At 66.4% G+C, this 17,059-nt stretch carries 12 protein-coding genes and 2 tRNA genes; 5 read left to right on the forward strand and 9 right to left on the reverse strand.

What is annotated here, in order from left to right:
- From nuoF to ACW18C_RS10040, 7 genes are all read right to left on the reverse strand, one after another.
- Complete coding sequence (gene nuoF, locus ACW18C_RS10010) at positions 1-1,314, reverse strand: NADH-quinone oxidoreductase subunit NuoF (RefSeq protein WP_008264145.1); 1,314 nt, start codon at positions 1,312-1,314, stop codon at positions 1-3.
- A 393-nt stretch (positions 1,315-1,707) separates the two neighbouring features.
- Complete coding sequence (locus tag ACW18C_RS10015) at positions 1,708-1,989, reverse strand: hypothetical protein (protein ID WP_008263388.1); 282 nt, start codon at positions 1,987-1,989, stop codon at positions 1,708-1,710.
- On the reverse strand, positions 1,989-2,666 hold the full coding sequence (gene nuoE, locus ACW18C_RS10020) for an NADH-quinone oxidoreductase subunit NuoE (protein WP_154725273.1): 678 nt from the start codon (positions 2,664-2,666) through the stop codon (positions 1,989-1,991). The genes ACW18C_RS10015 and nuoE overlap by 1 nt, the downstream gene beginning before the upstream one ends.
- Positions 2,663-3,937, reverse strand: coding sequence for an NADH-quinone oxidoreductase subunit D (locus ACW18C_RS10025; RefSeq protein ID WP_035306242.1), 1,275 nt, complete (start codon positions 3,935-3,937; stop codon positions 2,663-2,665). Before ACW18C_RS10025 ends, nuoE begins: the two co-directional genes overlap by 4 nt.
- Positions 3,937-4,566, reverse strand: a complete 630-nt coding sequence (locus ACW18C_RS10030; RefSeq protein WP_008260708.1) for an NADH-quinone oxidoreductase subunit C — start codon at positions 4,564-4,566, stop codon at positions 3,937-3,939. The genes ACW18C_RS10025 and ACW18C_RS10030 overlap by 1 nt, the downstream gene beginning before the upstream one ends.
- A complete protein-coding gene (locus tag ACW18C_RS10035) occupies positions 4,563-5,186 on the reverse strand; it encodes a NuoB/complex I 20 kDa subunit family protein (RefSeq protein ID WP_154725271.1) in 624 nt (207 codons plus the stop codon). The genes ACW18C_RS10030 and ACW18C_RS10035 overlap by 4 nt, the downstream gene beginning before the upstream one ends.
- Positions 5,156-5,533: an NADH-quinone oxidoreductase subunit A gene (locus ACW18C_RS10040; RefSeq protein ID WP_008262515.1), complete on the reverse strand. Its 378-nt coding sequence runs from the start codon at positions 5,531-5,533 to the stop codon at positions 5,156-5,158. The genes ACW18C_RS10035 and ACW18C_RS10040 overlap by 31 nt, the downstream gene beginning before the upstream one ends.
- 205 nt (positions 5,534-5,738) lie before the next feature.
- Between ACW18C_RS10040 and ACW18C_RS10045 the strand changes: the two genes are divergently transcribed.
- The 3 genes from ACW18C_RS10045 (at position 5,739) to ACW18C_RS10055 (ending at position 7,701) form a co-directional block, all read left to right on the forward strand.
- Positions 5,739-7,370, forward strand: a complete 1,632-nt coding sequence (locus ACW18C_RS10045; RefSeq protein ID WP_492070731.1) for an AbgT family transporter — start codon at positions 5,739-5,741, stop codon at positions 7,368-7,370.
- Positions 7,371-7,466: 96 nt separating this feature from the next.
- Positions 7,467-7,543 (forward strand) — tRNA-Asp (locus ACW18C_RS10050).
- A gap of 81 nt (positions 7,544-7,624) precedes the next feature.
- A tRNA-Asp gene (locus ACW18C_RS10055) sits at positions 7,625-7,701 on the forward strand.
- A gap of 116 nt (positions 7,702-7,817) precedes the next feature.
- Here the strand turns inward: ACW18C_RS10055 and ACW18C_RS10060 are convergent.
- Positions 7,818-9,068, reverse strand: a complete 1,251-nt coding sequence (locus ACW18C_RS10060; RefSeq protein WP_292150783.1) for a glycosyltransferase — start codon at positions 9,066-9,068, stop codon at positions 7,818-7,820.
- A gap of 324 nt (positions 9,069-9,392) precedes the next feature.
- On the opposite strand from ACW18C_RS10060, the gene ACW18C_RS10065 reads away from it, so the two are divergent.
- Together ACW18C_RS10065 and ACW18C_RS10070 are read left to right on the forward strand one after the other, a co-directional pair.
- Positions 9,393-12,692: an autotransporter outer membrane beta-barrel domain-containing protein gene (locus tag ACW18C_RS10065; RefSeq protein ID WP_492070732.1), complete on the forward strand. Its 3,300-nt coding sequence runs from the start codon at positions 9,393-9,395 to the stop codon at positions 12,690-12,692.
- A 255-nt stretch (positions 12,693-12,947) separates the two neighbouring features.
- Positions 12,948-14,285, forward strand: coding sequence for a tyrosine-type recombinase/integrase (locus tag ACW18C_RS10070; protein WP_492070733.1), 1,338 nt, complete (start codon positions 12,948-12,950; stop codon positions 14,283-14,285).
- Positions 14,286-14,696: 411 nt separating this feature from the next.
- Here the strand turns inward: ACW18C_RS10070 and ACW18C_RS10075 are convergent, their stop codons facing one another.
- Positions 14,697-17,048: a DUF927 domain-containing protein gene (locus tag ACW18C_RS10075; RefSeq protein ID WP_492070734.1), complete on the reverse strand. Its 2,352-nt coding sequence runs from the start codon at positions 17,046-17,048 to the stop codon at positions 14,697-14,699.
- Positions 17,049-17,059 lie beyond the last annotated feature (11 nt).

Below are 17,059 nucleotides of genomic sequence, written 5' to 3' on the forward strand. Positions count from 1 at the left end.
CTACTCCGCCGCGATCGCGTGGCCGGCGAAGTTCGCGCGGCGGCTGCGGTAGTTGGCGATACGCTCTTCGATCTCGTGGCGGAAGTGACGGATCAGGCCCTGAACCGGCCAGGCGGCCGCGTCGCCCAGGGCGCAGATGGTGTGGCCCTCGACCTGGCCGGCGACGTCCAGCAGCAGGTCGATTTCCGACGGATCGGCCTCGCCCACCGACATCCGCTCCAGCACGCGCCACATCCAGCCGGTGCCTTCGCGGCACGGCGTACACTGGCCGCAGCTCTCGTGCTTGTAGAAATAGCTGATGCGGGCGATGGCCTTCACCAAGTCGGTGGAGTTGTCCATCACGATGACGGCGGCGGTGCCGAGGCCCGAACGCATTTCGCGCAGGCTGTCAAAGTCCATCAGCGCCGTCTCGGACATTTCGCGCGTGATCAGCGGCACGGACGAACCGCCCGGAATGATGGCCTTCAGATTGTCCCAGCCGCCGCGCACGCCGCCGCAGTGTTCTTCCAACAGTTGCCTCAGCGGGATCGACATGGCCTCTTCGACCACGCAGGGCGCGTTCACATGGCCCGAGATGGCCATCAGCTTGGTCCCGGTGTTGTTCGGACGGCCGAAGCCCGCGAACCAGCCGGCGCCACGACGCAGGATGGTGCCGACGACGGCGATCGACTCGACGTTGTTCACCGTGGTGGGGCAGCCGTACAGGCCCGCGCCGGCCGGGAACGGCGGCTTCAGGCGCGGCTGACCCTTCTTGCCTTCCAGGGATTCCAGCAGGGCGGTCTCTTCACCGCAGATATAGGCGCCGGCGCCGTGGTGGATATAGACGTCAAAGTCCCAGCCGTGGACATTGTCCTTGCCGATCAGACGGGCCTCATAGGCCTGCTTGACCGCCGCCTCCATCCGCTCGCGCTCGAGGACGTATTCGCCGCGCAGATAGATGTAGCAGGCGTGGGCCTGCATCGCGAAGGAGGCGATCAGGCAGCCTTCGATCAGCAGCTGGGGATCATGGCGCATGATCTCCCGGTCCTTGCAGGTGCCGGGTTCGGATTCGTCGGCGTTGACGACCAGGTAGTGAGGACGATCCTTCACCTCCTTGGGCATGAAGGACCACTTCAACCCGGTCGAGAACCCGGCGCCGCCGCGGCCGCGCAGGCCCGAGGCCTTGACGTTGTTGATGATCCAGTCGCGGCCAAGGTCCAGCATGTCCTTGGTGGCGTTCCATGCGCCGCGGGTCTTCGCCCCGTCCAGCGTCCAGTCCTGGAAGCCGTACAGATTGGTGAAGATCCGGTCCTTGTCTTCGAGAATGCCGACCATCAGGCTGCTCCTACGTCTGCGCCGACGGGGGGGACCGAGAGCGGACTGGCGTTCGAGGCCGAGATCGCGCTGGCCGGGCGGCGGCTGACGAGGTTCAGGGCTGGGGTTGTTACGCGGTTCGGAAGCATTAGCAGGACCGGGTGAAGGCGTAGATGAAGCGGCCGCGGGGGCGACCGAAGGCGAGGGGGGCGGGGGTTCCGCCGATACGGGTCCGGCGCTCAGCGACAGACTGGCAGCGCCGGCCAGATTGGCCAGCAGCCTGCCTGTGCCGGACGGGCTCCACCCGCCCCGGCCGCGCTTGGGCGCCCGGCGCCCTGCCCGTTTCTGATCCATCGACATGGCGCCCCCCGGCACGCTGCATCGAATTCATGGAACCACAATCGATCAACGGCGTCATGACGACATGACGTCCAACTGGCGCATCCGGCGTTTGTGGTGCCGGTTTCGGGCGTAGATGGCGCCGATGACGCAGGCCCAGCCGGCGCCGAGCATGACGTAGGACAGGGTGAAGGCCCAGTCGCCCAGGCCCGGCGTCCCCTGACGGGTCAGCAAAATCAGCATGGCCGCGCCGACCACCAGCGCGAGCCCGCCCGCGCGCAGGGGCCGTGCGACAAGGCGCAGCTCCTTGCGGTACGCGGCGCGGCCTTCGTCGCTGTCGAGGTCGGGCGCAGGCATCAGGCGGGGGCCTTCTCGACCGGCGCCGGGTCGCTGTTGGGCAGTTTGGCGATCGGCTGGGCGGCCGAACCGTCGTACAGTTTCGGATCCAGCAGGGTCTTGGCCCCGCCGGCCGGCTCGGACGTGGCGCGCCCCTGATAGGAGCCCGGCTTGGGCGTCTTGCCGGCGGCGAAGTCGTCGATGATCTGGGCCAGGGACTCGGGCGTCAGGTCTTCGAAATAATAGTCGTTGATCTGGGCCATGGGCGCGTTCGAACAGGCGCCCAGGCATTCGACTTCCTGCCAGGTGAAGCGGCCGTCGGCGGACAGATGGTCCTTGGGACCGATCTTCTCCTTGCAGACCTTCATCAGCTCATTGGCGCCGCGCAGCATGCAGGGCGTCGTGCCGCACACCTGGATCAGGGCGGTCTTGCCGACCGGCTCGAGCATGAACATGGTGTAGAAGGTCGCGACCTCCAGCACCCGGATGAAGGGCATGCCCAGCAGTTCGCCGATGGCGCGGATGGCGGGCTCGGAGACCCAGCCTTCCTGCTTCTGGACCAGCCACAGGATCGGGATCACCGCCGACTGGCGACGGTTTTCCGGGTACTTCTTGATCCACCATTCGGCCTTGGCCGTCGTATCGGCCGAGAAGGCGAACGAGGCCGGTTGTTCCTTGGCGAGACGACGAACGCTCATCGGTCCACTTCTCCGAAAACGATGTCGAGCGAGCCCAGGATGGCGGAGACGTCGGCCAGCTGGTGGCCGCTGTTGATCCAGTCCATCGCCTGCAGGTGACGGAAGCCCGGCGCCGAGATCTTGACGCGATAGGGTTTGTTGGTGCCGTCAGACACCAGATAGATGCCGAACTCGCCCTTGGGCGCCTCGACCGAGGCATAGACCTCGCCCTCAGGCGTCTTGAAGCCTTCGGTATACAGTTTGAAGTGATGGATCAGGGATTCCATCGACCGCTTCATCTCGCCGCGACGCGGCGGAACGATCTTGTTGTCCTCCAGCATCACCGGTTCGCCGGGGCAGTTGCGCAGCTTGTGGATGCACTGCTCCATGATCCGCACCGACTGCTTCATCTCCTCGATGCGGCAGAGGTACCGGTCCCAGCAGTCGCCGTTCTTGCCGACCGGAATATCGAACTCCAGTTCGGCGTAGCACTCATAGGGCTGCGACTTGCGCAGGTCCCAGGCGATGTCGGAGCCGCGCAGCATGACGCCGGTGAAGCCCCAGGCCAGGGCCTGTTCCTTGGACACCACGCCGATGTCGACGTTGCGCTGCTTGAAGATGCGGTTTTCGGTGACCAGGCTCTCGATATCGGTCAGGGCCTTGGGGAATTCGTGGCACCAGCGACCGATGTCGTCGATCAGGTCCATCGGCAGATCCTGGTGGACGCCGCCGGGACGGAAATAGTTGGCGTGGAGACGCGCCCCGCTGGCGCGCTCGTAGAAGACCATCAGCTTTTCGCGCTCTTCGTGGCCCCACAGCGGGGGCGTCAGGGCGCCGACGTCCATGGCCTGCATGGTCGCGTTCAGCAGGTGGTTCCCGATCCGGCCGATTTCCGAATACAGCACCCGGATCAGCTGGGCCCGGTAGGGAACCTCGACGCCGAGCAGCTTCTCGATGGCCAGGCAGAAGGCGTGTTCCTGGTTCATCGGCGCGACATAGTCGAGCCGGTCCAGATAGGGCACGTTCTGCAGATAGGTGCGCGCCTCCATCAGCTTCTCGGTGCCGCGGTGCAGCAGGCCGATGTGCGGATCGACGCGTTCGACGATCTCGCCGTCCAGCTCCAGCACCAGCCGCAGCACGCCGTGCGCGGCCGGGTGTTGCGGGCCGAAGTTGATGGTGAACTTGCGGTCGTCCATGTCCTTGGCGTGCGCGGTGCGGTGATCGACCGGCATGTCCTCGAACGGATCGACAGCGCCGTTCACGGGCGCGGTTACGGGGGCTCCGTCAGCCATCAGCCCTTAACTCCAGCCTTTTCGTCGCCGGGAAGCACGGGCGCCGGGTAGTCGGCGCCTTCCCACGGCGACAGGAAGTCGAACGTCCGGAATTCCTGCGTCAGCTTGACCGGCTCATAGACGACCCGCTTCTGCTCTTCGTCGTAGCGGACCTCGACATAGCCGGTCATCGGGAAGTCCTTGCGCAGCGGATGGCCTTCGAAGCCATAGTCCGTCAGCAGACGGCGCATGTCCGGATGCCCCGAGAAGATCACGCCGTACATGTCGTAGGCTTCGCGCTCGAACCAGCCGGCCGACGGATAGACCCCGGTCACGGTGGCGACGGGCTGGACCTCGTCGGTCACGACCTTGACGCGGACCCGGGCGTTCCGGGTCATCGACAGCAGGTGATAGACGACCTCGAACCGCTCCTCGCGATCCGGATAGTCGGCGCCGCACAGATCCAGCAACTGCTGGAAGCCGAACTGGTCGCGCAGCGCGGTCATGACCTCGACGATCCGCTCGCGCGGCGCCAGCAGGGTCAGTTCGCCGAAGGCGACCTGCGCCTCGACGCCCAGAGCCCCGACCATCTCGGCGCCCATCGGCGTCAAAGCGGCCTCGAACCGTTCTTGAACAGCCAGCGAGCTCATCGGTCGATGGTCCCCGTGCGGCGGATCTTCTTCTGCAGCTGCAGCAGGCCGTACAGCAGGGCCTCGGCCGTCGGCGGGCAACCCGGGACATAGACGTCCACCGGCACCACGCGGTCGCAACCGCGAACGACGCTGTAACTGTAGTGATAGTAGCCGCCGCCGTTGGCGCAGCTGCCCATGGACACGACATAGCGCGGGTCGGGCATCTGGTCGTAGACCTTGCGGATGGCCGGGGCCATCTTGTTGGTCAGGGTGCCGGCCACGATCATCAGGTCCGAGTGACGCGGGCTGCCGCGCGGAGCCATGCCGAAGCGTTCGACGTCGAAGCGCGGCATCGACATCTGGATCATCTCGACGGCGCAGCAGGCCAGGCCGAAGGTCATCCACATCAGCGAGCCGGTGCGCGCCCAGGTGATGACGTCGTCCAGCGAGGCGGTCAGGAAGCCGCGCTCGCCCAGCTCCATGTTGACCGACTCGAAGAACTTGTCGTGGATCTTGGGGTCATACCCCTCGACCATCGAACGCGCGGCCGAATTGGCGGGAACCAGGGGCCCCGCCGAAACGCCGGGCAGCGGCGAGGAAGGCGCGACTATTCCCATTCCAGGGCTCCCTTCTTCCATTCGTAGATGAAGCCGATGGTCAGGACGCCCAGGAAGACCATCATCGACCAGAAGGCGAAGATCATTCCGGCGTGCGACAGGTCGAACATCGACACCGCCCACGGGAATAGGAAGGCGACTTCCAGATCGAAGATGATGAACAGGATCGACACCAGATAGAAGCGCACGTCGAACTTCATCCGGGCGTCGTCGAAGGCGTTGAACCCGCACTCATAGGCGGACAGCTTCTCTGAATCGGGGCTCTTGGGCGCCAGCAGCATCGGCAGGGCGATGAAGAGCACGCCGATGAAGGCGGCGATGCCGGCGAAGATAATGACCGGCAGATATTCGAGCAGAAATGCGTTCATTCAAAGAACCTCGGCCGCCGGGGAGAGGCGGGATTCGGCGCTTCTTAGACCCAACGTTCGCGAGGTTCAAACCCCTGCGTCCATTGGATTTTTGTTGAGAACGGATCGCAAGTTCCCGGGCCATATGTCGCAGCCCCGACGCTTGCGGTTCTGGCCCCTTCCCGGCCCTACTGCCGCCTTGAAATCCCAACCGAAAGTCATCCGCATGAGCCTGGGCGCCCGTGTCCTGAACACCGTCGAGCGGGTCGGGAATCGCCTGCCCGATCCCGTCTTCCTGTTTCTATGGCTGATCGCCGGCCTGATCGTGCTGAGTCTGGTCGGGGCCGGACTGGGCTGGTCGGCGGTCAATCCGGTGACGGGGGACCGTCTGGTCGCGCAAAGCCTGCTGTCGCCCGAAAATCTGGAGCGGCTGATCATCGGCATGCCGCGCACCCTGGCGGACTTCCCGCCGCTGGGGATCGTCATCACCATCATCTACGGCGCGGCGGTGGCCGAAAGGACCGGGATGTTCTCCACGGCGATTCGCGGCGCGCTTCTGAATGCGCCCCGCGCCATATTGACGCCGGTCGTCGTGATCACCGGCATGGTGTCGCACCATGCATCCGACGCCTCCTATGTGGTGGTGATTCCCTTGGCGGCGGTGATTTTCGCGGCGGCGGGGCGTCATCCCCTGGCCGGCCTGGCTGCAGGCTTCGCCGCCGTGTCGGGCGGTTACGCCGGCAATCTGTTCCCCGGCGCCAGCGACGCCCTGATCCTGGGCATCACCGAGCCCGCCGCCCACCTGATCGATCCGTCCTATTCGGTGAACATCGCCGGCAACTGGTTCTTCATCGTCGGGGTGGTGTTCGTCTTCACCCCCATCGTCTGGTTCCTGACCGACCGGGTGATCGAGCCCCGGCTGGGCAAATGGACCCCGTCCGAAGGCGTCGCCGCCCCCGCGACCTCGGAAAAGGAGCCCCTGACCGCGGCCCAGAGACGCGGTCTCCAATTCGCCGGCCTGGCCCTCCTGGCCATGATCGCTCTGTGGACCCTGATCACCCTGCTGCCAGGTTCGCCCTTCGTGGATCCCGACGCCGATCCGGAACAGAGGTTCAATCCCCTGTACCGATCCCTGGTCGCCTTCTTCGCCGTGGTCTTCTTTGTCGCGGGCGCGGCCTTTGGGGCGGGATCCGGCTCGATCCAGTCCCATCGCGATCTGGTGCGGATGATGCGCGACGGCATCGCCCAGCTGGCGCCCTATATCGTTCTGGCCTTCTTCGCCGCGCACTTCGTGGCCATGTTCAACTGGTCGGGCCTGGGGCCGATCCTGGCGGTCAACGCAGCCGCCGAGCTGAAGAGCCTGGCCCTGCCCGCGCCCCTCCTGCTGATCTGCGTCGTCCTGGTGTCCTGTTTCTTTGATCTGTTCATCGGCTCGGCCTCGGCCAAATGGTCGGCCCTGGCCCCCATCGTCGTCCCGATGTTCATGCTGCTGGGCATTTCGCCGGAGATGACGACGGCCGCCTATCGCATGGGCGATTCGGTGACGAACATCGCCACGCCGCTGATGAGCTATTTCCCGCTGATCCTGACCTTCGCCCAGCGCTGGGATCCGCGCTTCGGCCTGGGCTCCCTGATGGCGACCATGTTGCCGTACGCCGGGGCCTTCCTGGTGGCCGGCCTGACCATGGTGGCGGCCTGGGTCGCCTTCGACCTGCCGGTGGGGCCCGGCGTGGGCGTTCATTACGAGCCGCCCGCCCCCGCCGTCGCCGCTCAGGAGCCCGCCACGGGCGGCCTGTCGGGCCCGCACAGCCCGCCCCAGGCGGCCGCAGTCCCTCCGTCCACGCCCCTTCCGCGCTGAGGCGGGTCTTTCTCGGAAAAGGCCGCTTGACGCGCTGGGTCAGCCCGCCTAAACGACGCCCCTCGCCGGGGCGCACAGCCGCTTCGGCCGGGAAACGCGGGTGTAGCTCAGTTGGTTAGAGTGCCGGCCTGTCACGCCGGAGGTCGCGGGTTCGAGCCCCGTCACTCGCGCCACTCTTTCTAGAAATAGACAGAGTGGCGCTACCGCCTTCCCTTCATAGTTTTCGAAACAACTCAAAAGTTTCGACCTGATACGCGGGTGTAGCTCAGTTGGTTAGAGTGCCGGCCTGTCACGCCGGAGGTCGCGGGTTCGAGCCCCGTCACTCGCGCCACTTCTTCCAGACGAAGAAGTGGCGCGCCGCCCCTCATTTCCCGACTATCTTCAGACCAGACGCGACGGCCCGGATCTTCGCGTCGAGATATCGACCCGAAATCACGACGTAACGCGTCAGTGAACGGCGAACGCCTCTTCGGGCTGAACAAAGGCGGCCTCGCCCGTCAGTTCGCCGTAAACCATGCACAGGTCCTCGAACACGCGGCTCCAGGCGAACTGGCTGACGGCCTTTTCGCGGGCGGCGCGGCCGATGGCCTCAATGTCGCGCGCAAACAGGGCCTCGACCGCCTGGGCGTAGGCGTCGGCGTCGGCGCTGGTCGCCAGTTGGCCGACCGTCTCATCCACGGTCTCCGCCACGCCCCCGGCGTTGACGCCCACGACCGGGCGGCCACAGGCCATGGCCTCCAGCACGATCAGACCGAAGGGCTCCTTGTCATTGGCGTGGACGAAGGCGTCGCAGCTGGCGATGATCCGCGCCACCGCGCGCGGATCCTTCTCATAGGGCATGGAGATCACCCGGTCCTCGGCGGGCATGCCTGAACCCGCCCCGACCAGGACCAGATGATAGGGCGCGCCCAGTTTCTGGACCGCCTCGATCAGAATATCGACATTCTTCTCCTTGGCGGGACGGCCGGCGAAGCACAGCAGGCGGGCGTCCTCGCCCAGGCCCAGTTCTCCCAACAGCCATTTCCGATCCCGGCGTTCGGGCCGGAAGGTGTCGATCTCCACCCCCAGGGGCCGGATGACGATATTGTCGACGCCCGCCTCTTCTAGTCGACGGGCTATGAAACGGCTGGGCGAGATGACGCGGTCGAACTGGGAAAACAGGCGCGCCCAGCGTTTCTCAACCGGCTTCTTGGCCCATTCGCCGAAATGCAGCGCCGCCAGCCCGGCGGGATCCGAGTGACAGAAGCCGACGACCGGACACCCGACCCGCTGGCCGGCCTCCAGCGCGCCCTGACCCGGCGTGTAGGGGTCGCCGGCCTCGATGATCGACGGCTTCATCGCCGCGACCCAGGCGCTCCAGCGCTTGACCGAACTGGGCCAGCGATAGCCATCGCCGAACGGCAGTTTTGTCGCCCGCAGTTGCACGATCCCGTCGGCCCGCGCCTTGTGCCGCGCGCCCGGGACGATCAGCGAATGGCTGACGCCCGGCCGATTCTCCTCGATCCAGGCCTTCTTCGACAGAAGATAGCGCTTCACCCCGCCCGAGCGCGGCGCATACAGCATGGTGGTGTCCACCAGCCTGGGCCGGTCGTCCATCGACGCCAGCTTCAGCGCTCTCAACGTGTCGGCGACCTCGACGTCCAACCCCGGAATCAGCCGGAGTTCGCTTTCGTGAACGTCGAGGTCGGTCAGTGTCATGAAGAGGTTCTCGCCGGGTCTGGGCTAACCAACGCCGGGGGGCGTGGGTTGGATGCGTCGCGGTGAAACGCGGTGGACCGTTCTTCCGCCCGTAAACCCCGCCGTCGGAAACCTCAATACCTCTGAGCCAAAACCTTCCGCACCCCACCTAATAGACCGCGAAATCAGCCCCTTATCCAAGCTACGGTTGCGACACGCTCTTGCAACAGACTGGACACGGCCTTGCATTCGCCTCAAATTCGATAAACTTGGGCACGGTTAGCGTCGATCCTGTAAAGGACCGTCTGCTTCGTGATCGCGTGACCATCAGGGGTTTTCTTCCGAATGCGTATTCTACTCGCGACCGCCGTAGCGATCGCCCCCTTGCTGGCTGTTACGGGCGTTCAGGCCGAGGTCGTCGTCTCGACAGCCCGCACCACGCCGATCCAGACGTCCAACGCCACCGGCACCGCGGCTGACAATGTCCGCATCGCCAGCGGCGGCTCGATCGCCGTCACCTCCGGCGCAGCGATGACGCTAGATTCGAACAATACGGTCGATATCGACAGCGGCGGCTCCATCACCATGGCCAAGGCGGCCGATGGCGCCACGGGCGTCCTAGTGAACGGCGGCAATACCGGCTCCGTCACAATGGGCGGAACGATCAACATCACGGACAGCCAGGAAACGGCGGACATCAAGGACACGGACGGCGACGGCGATCTTGACGGGCCGTTCGCCACCGGGACCGGCCGCTACGGCGTTCGGGTCACGGGCGCCTCGCCCTTCGTCGGCAATGTCCTGGTCGAATCCAGCGGCTCGATCTCCGTGGAAGGCAACAACTCCTACGGCCTCGCGGTCGAAGCGCCCCTGACCGGCAAGCTGCAGAGCCTCGGTACTGTGCGCGTCGTCGGCGACAACAGCGTCGGCATCCGCACGACCGGCCCGATCTCGGGCAATGTCGACCTTGCGGGCTCAGTGTCTGCGACCGGAGCCGGCGCCACGGGCGTGTCGATCGAAGGGAACGTCGGCGGCGCCCTGAAAATCCATTCGGCCGTGACGACCACGGGCTACCGGTACACCTCTCCGCCCCCCGTCCGCCCGACGACGGGCACCTACGACAACGCCTCGACCATATTCCTGGACGAACTGGACGCCGACGATCTGTTGCAGGGCGGTCCGGCTGTGCGCGTGGCCGCCAATGTGGCCGGCGGCGTCCTGCTGGATACGGGCCCGGCCTATTCCTCGGCCGGGATCGACGGCGACGACGACAAGGACGGCGTCAAGAACGGCGACGAGGATGACGACGGCGACGGCGTCAAGAACCGCGACGATGCGGATCGCGACGGCGACGGCGTGCCGGACGCCAGCGAAACGACCGCCTCCCTGACATCGGTAGGCGGCGCGCCCGCCCTGCTCATCGGCTCCGCAACCAATGCGGTGACCCTCGGCGCCGTGGGCGCCGGCGACGCCGCCTATGGCCTGATCAACCGCGGCTCCATCACCGGGACCGGCGTCTATTCCGGCGTCGAATCGCGCGCCCTGCAGCTGGGCGTGGCCGGCGGCCAGACCGTCACCGTCGCGGGCGGGGTGCGCAACGAAGGCGGAATCGCCTCCACGGCCGTGGACGCCAACGCCACCGCCATCTGGATCGGCTCCGGCGTCACCGCCCCGGCCATCTCGAACACGGGCAATATCCAGGCCGTCGCCTCCGGCAAACAGGCCCACACGGCCACGGGCGTGCTAATCGGCGCCGGCGCCAATGTCGGTTCGCTGACGAACACCGGCAATATCGTGGCGTCGTTCGGTGGAAACCACGGCGCCGCGACGGTCATCCGCGACCAGTCCGGCACCCTGACCCAATTGAGCAACGCCGGTTCCATCATCGGCTCGCTGTCGGCGGACTCCACCGACACGACGGCGATCGACGGCACGGTGACCGCCATCGACCTGACGGCCAACACCAGCGGCGTCACGGTTCGTCAGTACGGCATCCCGGCCGCCGCCGGCAGCACGGCGACCGATACGGACAAGGACGGGGTCCCTGACGCCAGCGAACCCGTCATCGTCGGCGCGGTGAAATTCGGTTCGGGCGCGGATGCCTTCAACGTCGAGAACGGCACGGTCATCGGCGACATGTCCTTCGGCGCCGGCGCCGACCGCCTGTCCATCAGCGGCGGCGCGGCGGTGAGCGGCGCTGTCACCGACAGCGACGGGGCTCTGGACATCAACGTCTCCAAGGGCACGCTGAACGCGACCCAGACGACCGCCACTTCCATTTCCAGCCTGAACGTCGGGGCCGAGGGCGTCCTGATCGTCGCCGTCGATCCTCAAGGCGATCGCGCCGGCGGATTCAACGTCAGCGGCGCCGCAACCCTGGCCACGGGCGCGCAACTGGGCGTCCGCTTCTCGTCCCTTCTGGAGTCGCCGGAGCGGTTCAGCGTGATCAAGGCCGGCGCCCTGAACGTCGGTGACATCAACCAGAGCCTGCTGACCGATAATTCCCCCTATCTTTACGTCGTTCAGGCGGGTGTCGATCAAGCCGCAGGGGAGGTCTACGTCGACGCCCGTCGCCGCACCGCCCAGGAGGCCGATCTGATCCCCGTCGAGGCCTCGGCCTTCGACGCCGTCTATGCCGCCCTGGGCAGCAATGAGACGATCCGGAACCTGTTCCTGGGCCAGACGAACCGGGACGGCTTCATCGACGCCTATGAGCAGATGCTGCCGGACCACTCGGGCGGGCCTCTGATGTCCCTGTCGGCCGGCGTCGACGCGGTGACCCGCGCCCTGACCGGCCGCAACGCCTCCGCCGCCCCCGGCGAGACCAGCGCCTGGGTGCAGGAGATCAACTTCTACGCCGACAAGGACAAGACCGATTCCTACGGCTTCCGCTCTGAGGGCTTCGGCGTCGCGGGCGGCGTCGAAAAGGGCACCGGCGCGGGCGCCTTCGGCCTGACCGCCGCCTTCACCTCGTCGGACATCAAGGACCCCGAGTCCGAGGCCGAGGAAGTCCTGTCGGCCAACCTGCTGGAGCTGGGCCTCTACTGGCGTGCGCAGGGCCAGTACTGGACCACCTGGGCGCGCGCGGCCGGCGGCTACGCCAGCTTCAACGCCGACCGGTCACTGGTCGCCAACGGCGTCTATCTGAACAACAAATCCGACTGGCATGGCTGGACTGCAGCCGCAGCGGGCGGCGCCTCCTACGAGCGCAACTACGGTCGCCTGAACGTCCGTCCCGAGGTGTACGCCGAGTACTTCCGCCTGTCGGAAGGCGCCCGCTCCGAATCGGGCGGCGGCAGCGGCTTCGATCTGGATATCGACTCGCGCGACAGCCACATCTTCTCGGCCGTTGCGGCGATGAACGTCGGCTACGGCTTCGGCAAGGACGGCTGGATCCGTCCGGAACTGCGCATTGGCTATCGTCAGAACCTGTCCGTCGACGCCGGCGAGACCATCGCCCGCTTCGCCAGCGGCGGCCCGGACTTCGTCCTGTCGCCGGACGGGGTCGAGGGCGGCGGCCTGATCCTGGGCTTCCGCATGAACCTGGGCAACGACCTGGGCATGCTGTCCCTGACGGGCGACGCGGAACTGCTTGAGGATTACGTCCGCTATTCGCTGCTGCTGCGGGCCAGCTTCCGGTTCTGACCGGGGCGATCGCCAAAAGACAAAGGCCGCCGGATCGCTCCGGCGGCCTTTTTGTTTGGTAGGCGGCGACGGGTTCGAACCGCCGACCCTCTCGGTGTAAATGTGGGGGTGCGCTCTTTCCCTACAATTCCCTTCGTGTCATTATGTGTCTCAAGTCCAGTCATGGCGGGCATTTGAGGCGGACGCTGTTAGATCGTCATTCCCTCGCTTTCGCTTCATCTGGTATCTGGATGGTATCTGGACATGGAGGCGACGATGGCGACCACGATCAAGGCCAAGCTGACGAAGCGGACAGTGGACGCCACCACGCCTCCGGCCGAGGGCGAGACGTGGGTGTGGGACACCGAGATCAAGGGCTTCATCCTGCGGGTGCGGCCGAGCGGTCGGAAGGTCTATGCCGTCCGCTACCGCCTCGGTTCGCGCCAAGCGACCTATACGATCGGCACCCACGGCTCGCCTTGGACGCCAGACGATGCGCGCAGCGAAGCGATGAACGTCCTAAGCCGCGTCCGTGATGGCGAAGATCCGACGACGGTCAAGCGCGCGGCTCGAGACGCCATGACCGTGACCCAGCTGGTCCAGGCCTATGTGACTGACGGCCCAGCGACGAAGCCGAACAAGCGCGCCAGCACCTGGATGAATGATGCGTCCAACCTCCGCCGGCACGTCGTGCCCCTCTTGGGTCGGAAGCTGGCGGACTCGGTGAGCAACGCCGACGCCGCCCGCGCCTATCGGGATATTGTGAGCGGCAAGACCGCCGTGGACGTGAAGACAGGGCTCAGAGGCCGCGCGATCGTGACCGGTGGTGAAGGCGTCGCTCGTCGCACCCGGACCACCGCTGCCGCCATGTTCGCCTGGGGTATCGCCCACGGCCTGGTCAAGACGAACCCCTTCGCTTCGGTGAAGCTGACGGCCGCGCCGACCCGTGAGCGGTTCCTATCGCGCCAAGAGGCTGCCAGCTTCCTGGACAAGCTGACCGAACTGGAAGCGGCGGGCACCGTCGCCAGCGTCTTCGCCGATGCCACGCGGCTGCTTCTGCTGACCGGGGCCAGGAAGACAGAAATCCTTGGCCTCCGGTGGTCAGAGGTTGAGGTCGAGCGGCGATCGCTCCGGCTGCCGCCTGAACGCACGAAGGCGGGTGGCACGTCAGGCGAGCGGCGAGTGGTCCTCTCCCCGGCCGCGCTGACCATCCTCTCCCGGCGGATGCAAGAACGGGACGAAGCCGTAGCGAAGGCCAAGGCTGAAGGCGACACACCAACGGCGTCGCCCTACGTCTTCCCGTCCAGCCGAGGCGTCGGCCACATCATCGGATTGCGCCGGCCATTCAAGCTGGCGATGGAAGCCGCGAAACTGGACGACGTGCGCATCCACGATCTCCGGCACTCGTTCGCGTCCTTCGCGGTCGCAGACAAGCAGAGCCTGTTCATGGTCGGGAAGCTCTTGGGCCACGCCAGCACCCGCACCACCGAGCGATATGCCCACCTCGCTGACGATCCTCTTCAGGACGCGGTGGCGGCGATTGGCGACCGGCTGATCCCAACGGTGGTCGAAGGGAGCGGCGGCGAGGTCGTGGCCCTCCCCCGGCGCGGTTAGTCGACAATGTCAGCGGCGGCCTGACGCTCTGCGTCGGCCCGGCTCCAGCCACACCCGAACTCCAGCCAGGCCGCCCGCTCGCCCCACGCATACCAGGCGGCGACATGAGCATCTGCGTCATCGAAGCTCCGACCCTTCTCATTTTCGGTGGGGACGGTGGGTGCGGTGGGAACTTCGGACCTATCCCCTTGCAGGGTAACCCCTTTTCGGGTCCCCACCTCCCACGAGGCCGGTCCCCACCCGCCCGGTGGTGGGGACGATGCGAACGGCGTACGCATCCCCTGGTCAACTTGTCCGAAGCCCCCTCTTCCGGGTTCTGCCTCTTGCGGACCGGGCATTCGCCCGCTCCCCGGCAGACCCCGGCCGGAAGACCACCGGGATCTGGCGCGCTCAATCGCGTCAGCCAGCGGATCAGTCAGTGTCCAACTCCAGTAGCGACGCCTTGACCCAGTAGAACCGGCGGTTTTGAGACTGAACCTTCTTTTGCTTCTTCAGGTGTTTGCCGTCGCCCTTCTCCAAATAGCCAGCGTCCAGCACCGTCTGGGCCGCAAAGCGCAGATCAAAGCCTCGGAATACCTCAGCCCAGCCCGCATCGTGGAAAAGGTAAAATGTGTCCGGGCCCGACACATGGCGCAGACCCAAGGTGGACAGCGAACGGGCCTCGCCCGCGCGATCGCTCGTTGCCTCTTCCCACTCAGTCCCCCGGTCCTCGTTGAGATTGGCGAAGCGGCTCAGCTGCTGTTCGATCGATCCCTTGAGCGTCCGCAGAACGTCCCGCTCTTCCCGTGGCGCTGATCGACCGAAGGCGTCGGCCCATCGGTTGAAGAGCATAAGGCAGGCCGCCGACGCTTCGCCACCTTCCCAGGGAGCCACACCGAAGGCGGCGGCCAATTCTCCCGCCGCCGCCACCAGGGCGAACCGGAGGGCGGCGCGGTGCACCTGGCCATGATCGTCAGCCCGCTTCGCCGTCGCCATGAAGCCAGCCATGACCTCGGCAGCAATGCGCTTCGCATCTTCAATGTCGCTGACGAAGCGCTCAAGGAACGCCGGACCCGCGTGGCCGTAGTGGTCACGGGTCGCCGCCTTCAAGGCGTCGGACAGCTCAGCCGGCCCGGTGAAGGTGTGCAGGGTTTCCCACACGCCCATGCCCTTCCCGGCGTCGGCGGCAATATCTAGGAGCCGCAGCTCTTGCCCCGCCATGGCGCGATCACCCCGGCGGCTGGACCGAATGTGATCGGCGAGGCCGATCTCCCCTGTCGACAGCATGATCGCCCGCCATTCCGACCGCTTGCGCAGCTGGCCGTCCGTTTTCGAGCGCGCCTTCCCTTGGCCGGTCGCTAGGGCATAGGCCGCCTGTCCGGCTTCCTCCGGCGCTACCAACGCCAGTTCGTCCAGGACCAACAGGGTCTCAGAATGCCCGTAGGCGATCATCTCTAGCGCGTTCGCTGTAGCGCGCCAGGAATGGGCCGAACCGAGCGGACCACCGCCGCCCCAGATCGAGCCGGCGGCGAGGCCCAGCGTGGTCTTGCCGCTAGATGAGCCGCCCCTGAAGTGGAAGCCGCCGCCCTCCATTCCCAGCGGGCGTAGAAGCGGCCCAGCGAAGCCGATCGACAGGGCCAACAGCAAAAGCGGGTTTCCGGAGGCCTTCGCGGCGACCGCTGCCCGCCAGCCATCCAGCGTGCCCGCCGTCCGATAATGCAGCGCTCCGGCGTCGCCCGTGAACAGCACCTGTTCCGCGCCCGGTGGTCCAACGACGCGAGACGGCAGCACGAAGCGGTCCCCTGGAGCCCAGCCGGTGGCGTTCACGAGCGTTATCCGGCGCGTGCACCGCAGTTCGGCCAGGCAGGCAGTGAAGCGGTCATACTGGCCCCGGCCGGGCACGATCATCAGCCCTTCACTGGCGAGCCGGGCCTTGACCCCCGCCCCGTCCGAAACCAGGGCAGAGCGCGAGACCACTTCGGTCTTCACGCGTCCGTCCGGATCACGGAAGCGGATCACCACCGCCCACCCGCTGCCGTCAGGGTCGCGCGCCTCGCCTAGCGGCTCGAACGGAGCTGAGACCTTGAAGAAGGTCTTCTCACCCTTCTTGCCGGTCACCACTTCAAACCACAGGCCTTCGGCGTCGAGCTTGAAGCCATAGGGCAGCTCCACCCCACCGGCGACGCCCTCAAACCGGGCTTCCTCAATCGCGGCAGCGGCCTCGGCCGAGCCGAACCCAACGGGCCAGGCGTCGGCCAAGTCCCAGCCGTCCGGCAGGAAGGTGGGGACATTCACCACCGACACAGCATCTGCGCCGGCCGCGCTCGCTCGCCGTGCCACATCGTCAGCAGCCTTGCGACCAGGAGCGTCGGCGTCCGGGAAGATGGTCACCTCGCGACCCGCCAGGGGAGACCAATCGACCTTACCCGTCGCCTTGGACCCGCCCGGCCAGGTCACCACCGCGAAGCCTGGGAAACGATCCCGCGCGGCATCGGCGGTCTTCTCGCCTTCCACCACCAGGACCGGGGAGGTCGGCATCTGAGCCAGGTGGTCGAGCCCATAGAGAGGGCGGGGATCGGAGAAGCCCTTCCACCGCCACCGCAGCTCGCCCGCCTCGCGCCAGCAGGTGAGCGGAAGCACCTGCTTTCCGTCCTCGGCATCAATCCGGACAACATAGCCCAGGACAGCGCCAGTCGCGTCCCGATAGGTCCAACGGGCAGACCATTTGCCCTTAGACGGGTGATGATCAGGCGGTGGCGGTGCATTGGATTGCACCGGCGCCATAGGCTCGCCGT

This window comes from Brevundimonas sp. FV1ye7S (assembly GCF_058680995.1).

Excerpts from the sequence above, each read along its gene's own strand:
- nuoF (WP_008264145.1), bottom strand. The coding sequence starts at position 1,314 with ATGGTCGGCATTCTCGAAGACAAGGACCGGATCTTCACCAATCTGTAC.
- nuoE (WP_154725273.1), bottom strand. The coding sequence starts at position 2,666 with ATGAGCGTTCGTCGTCTCGCCAAGGAACAACCGGCCTCGTTCGCCTTC.
- ACW18C_RS10045 (WP_492070731.1), top strand. The coding sequence starts at position 5,739 with ATGAGCCTGGGCGCCCGTGTCCTGAACACCGTCGAGCGGGTCGGGAAT.
- ACW18C_RS10065 (WP_492070732.1), top strand. The coding sequence starts at position 9,393 with ATGCGTATTCTACTCGCGACCGCCGTAGCGATCGCCCCCTTGCTGGCT.
- ACW18C_RS10030 (WP_008260708.1), bottom strand. The coding sequence starts at position 4,566 with ATGAGCTCGCTGGCTGTTCAAGAACGGTTCGAGGCCGCTTTGACGCCG.
- ACW18C_RS10035 (WP_154725271.1), bottom strand. The coding sequence starts at position 5,186 with ATGGAAGAAGGGAGCCCTGGAATGGGAATAGTCGCGCCTTCCTCGCCG.
- ACW18C_RS10015 (WP_008263388.1), bottom strand. The coding sequence starts at position 1,989 with ATGCCTGCGCCCGACCTCGACAGCGACGAAGGCCGCGCCGCGTACCGC.
- ACW18C_RS10040 (WP_008262515.1), bottom strand. The coding sequence starts at position 5,533 with ATGAACGCATTTCTGCTCGAATATCTGCCGGTCATTATCTTCGCCGGC.
- ACW18C_RS10075 (WP_492070734.1), bottom strand. The coding sequence starts at position 17,048 with ATGGCGCCGGTGCAATCCAATGCACCGCCACCGCCTGATCATCACCCG.
- ACW18C_RS10070 (WP_492070733.1), top strand. The coding sequence starts at position 12,948 with ATGGCGACCACGATCAAGGCCAAGCTGACGAAGCGGACAGTGGACGCC.
- ACW18C_RS10060 (WP_292150783.1), bottom strand. The coding sequence starts at position 9,068 with ATGACACTGACCGACCTCGACGTTCACGAAAGCGAACTCCGGCTGATT.
- ACW18C_RS10025 (WP_035306242.1), bottom strand. The coding sequence starts at position 3,937 with ATGGCTGACGGAGCCCCCGTAACCGCGCCCGTGAACGGCGCTGTCGAT.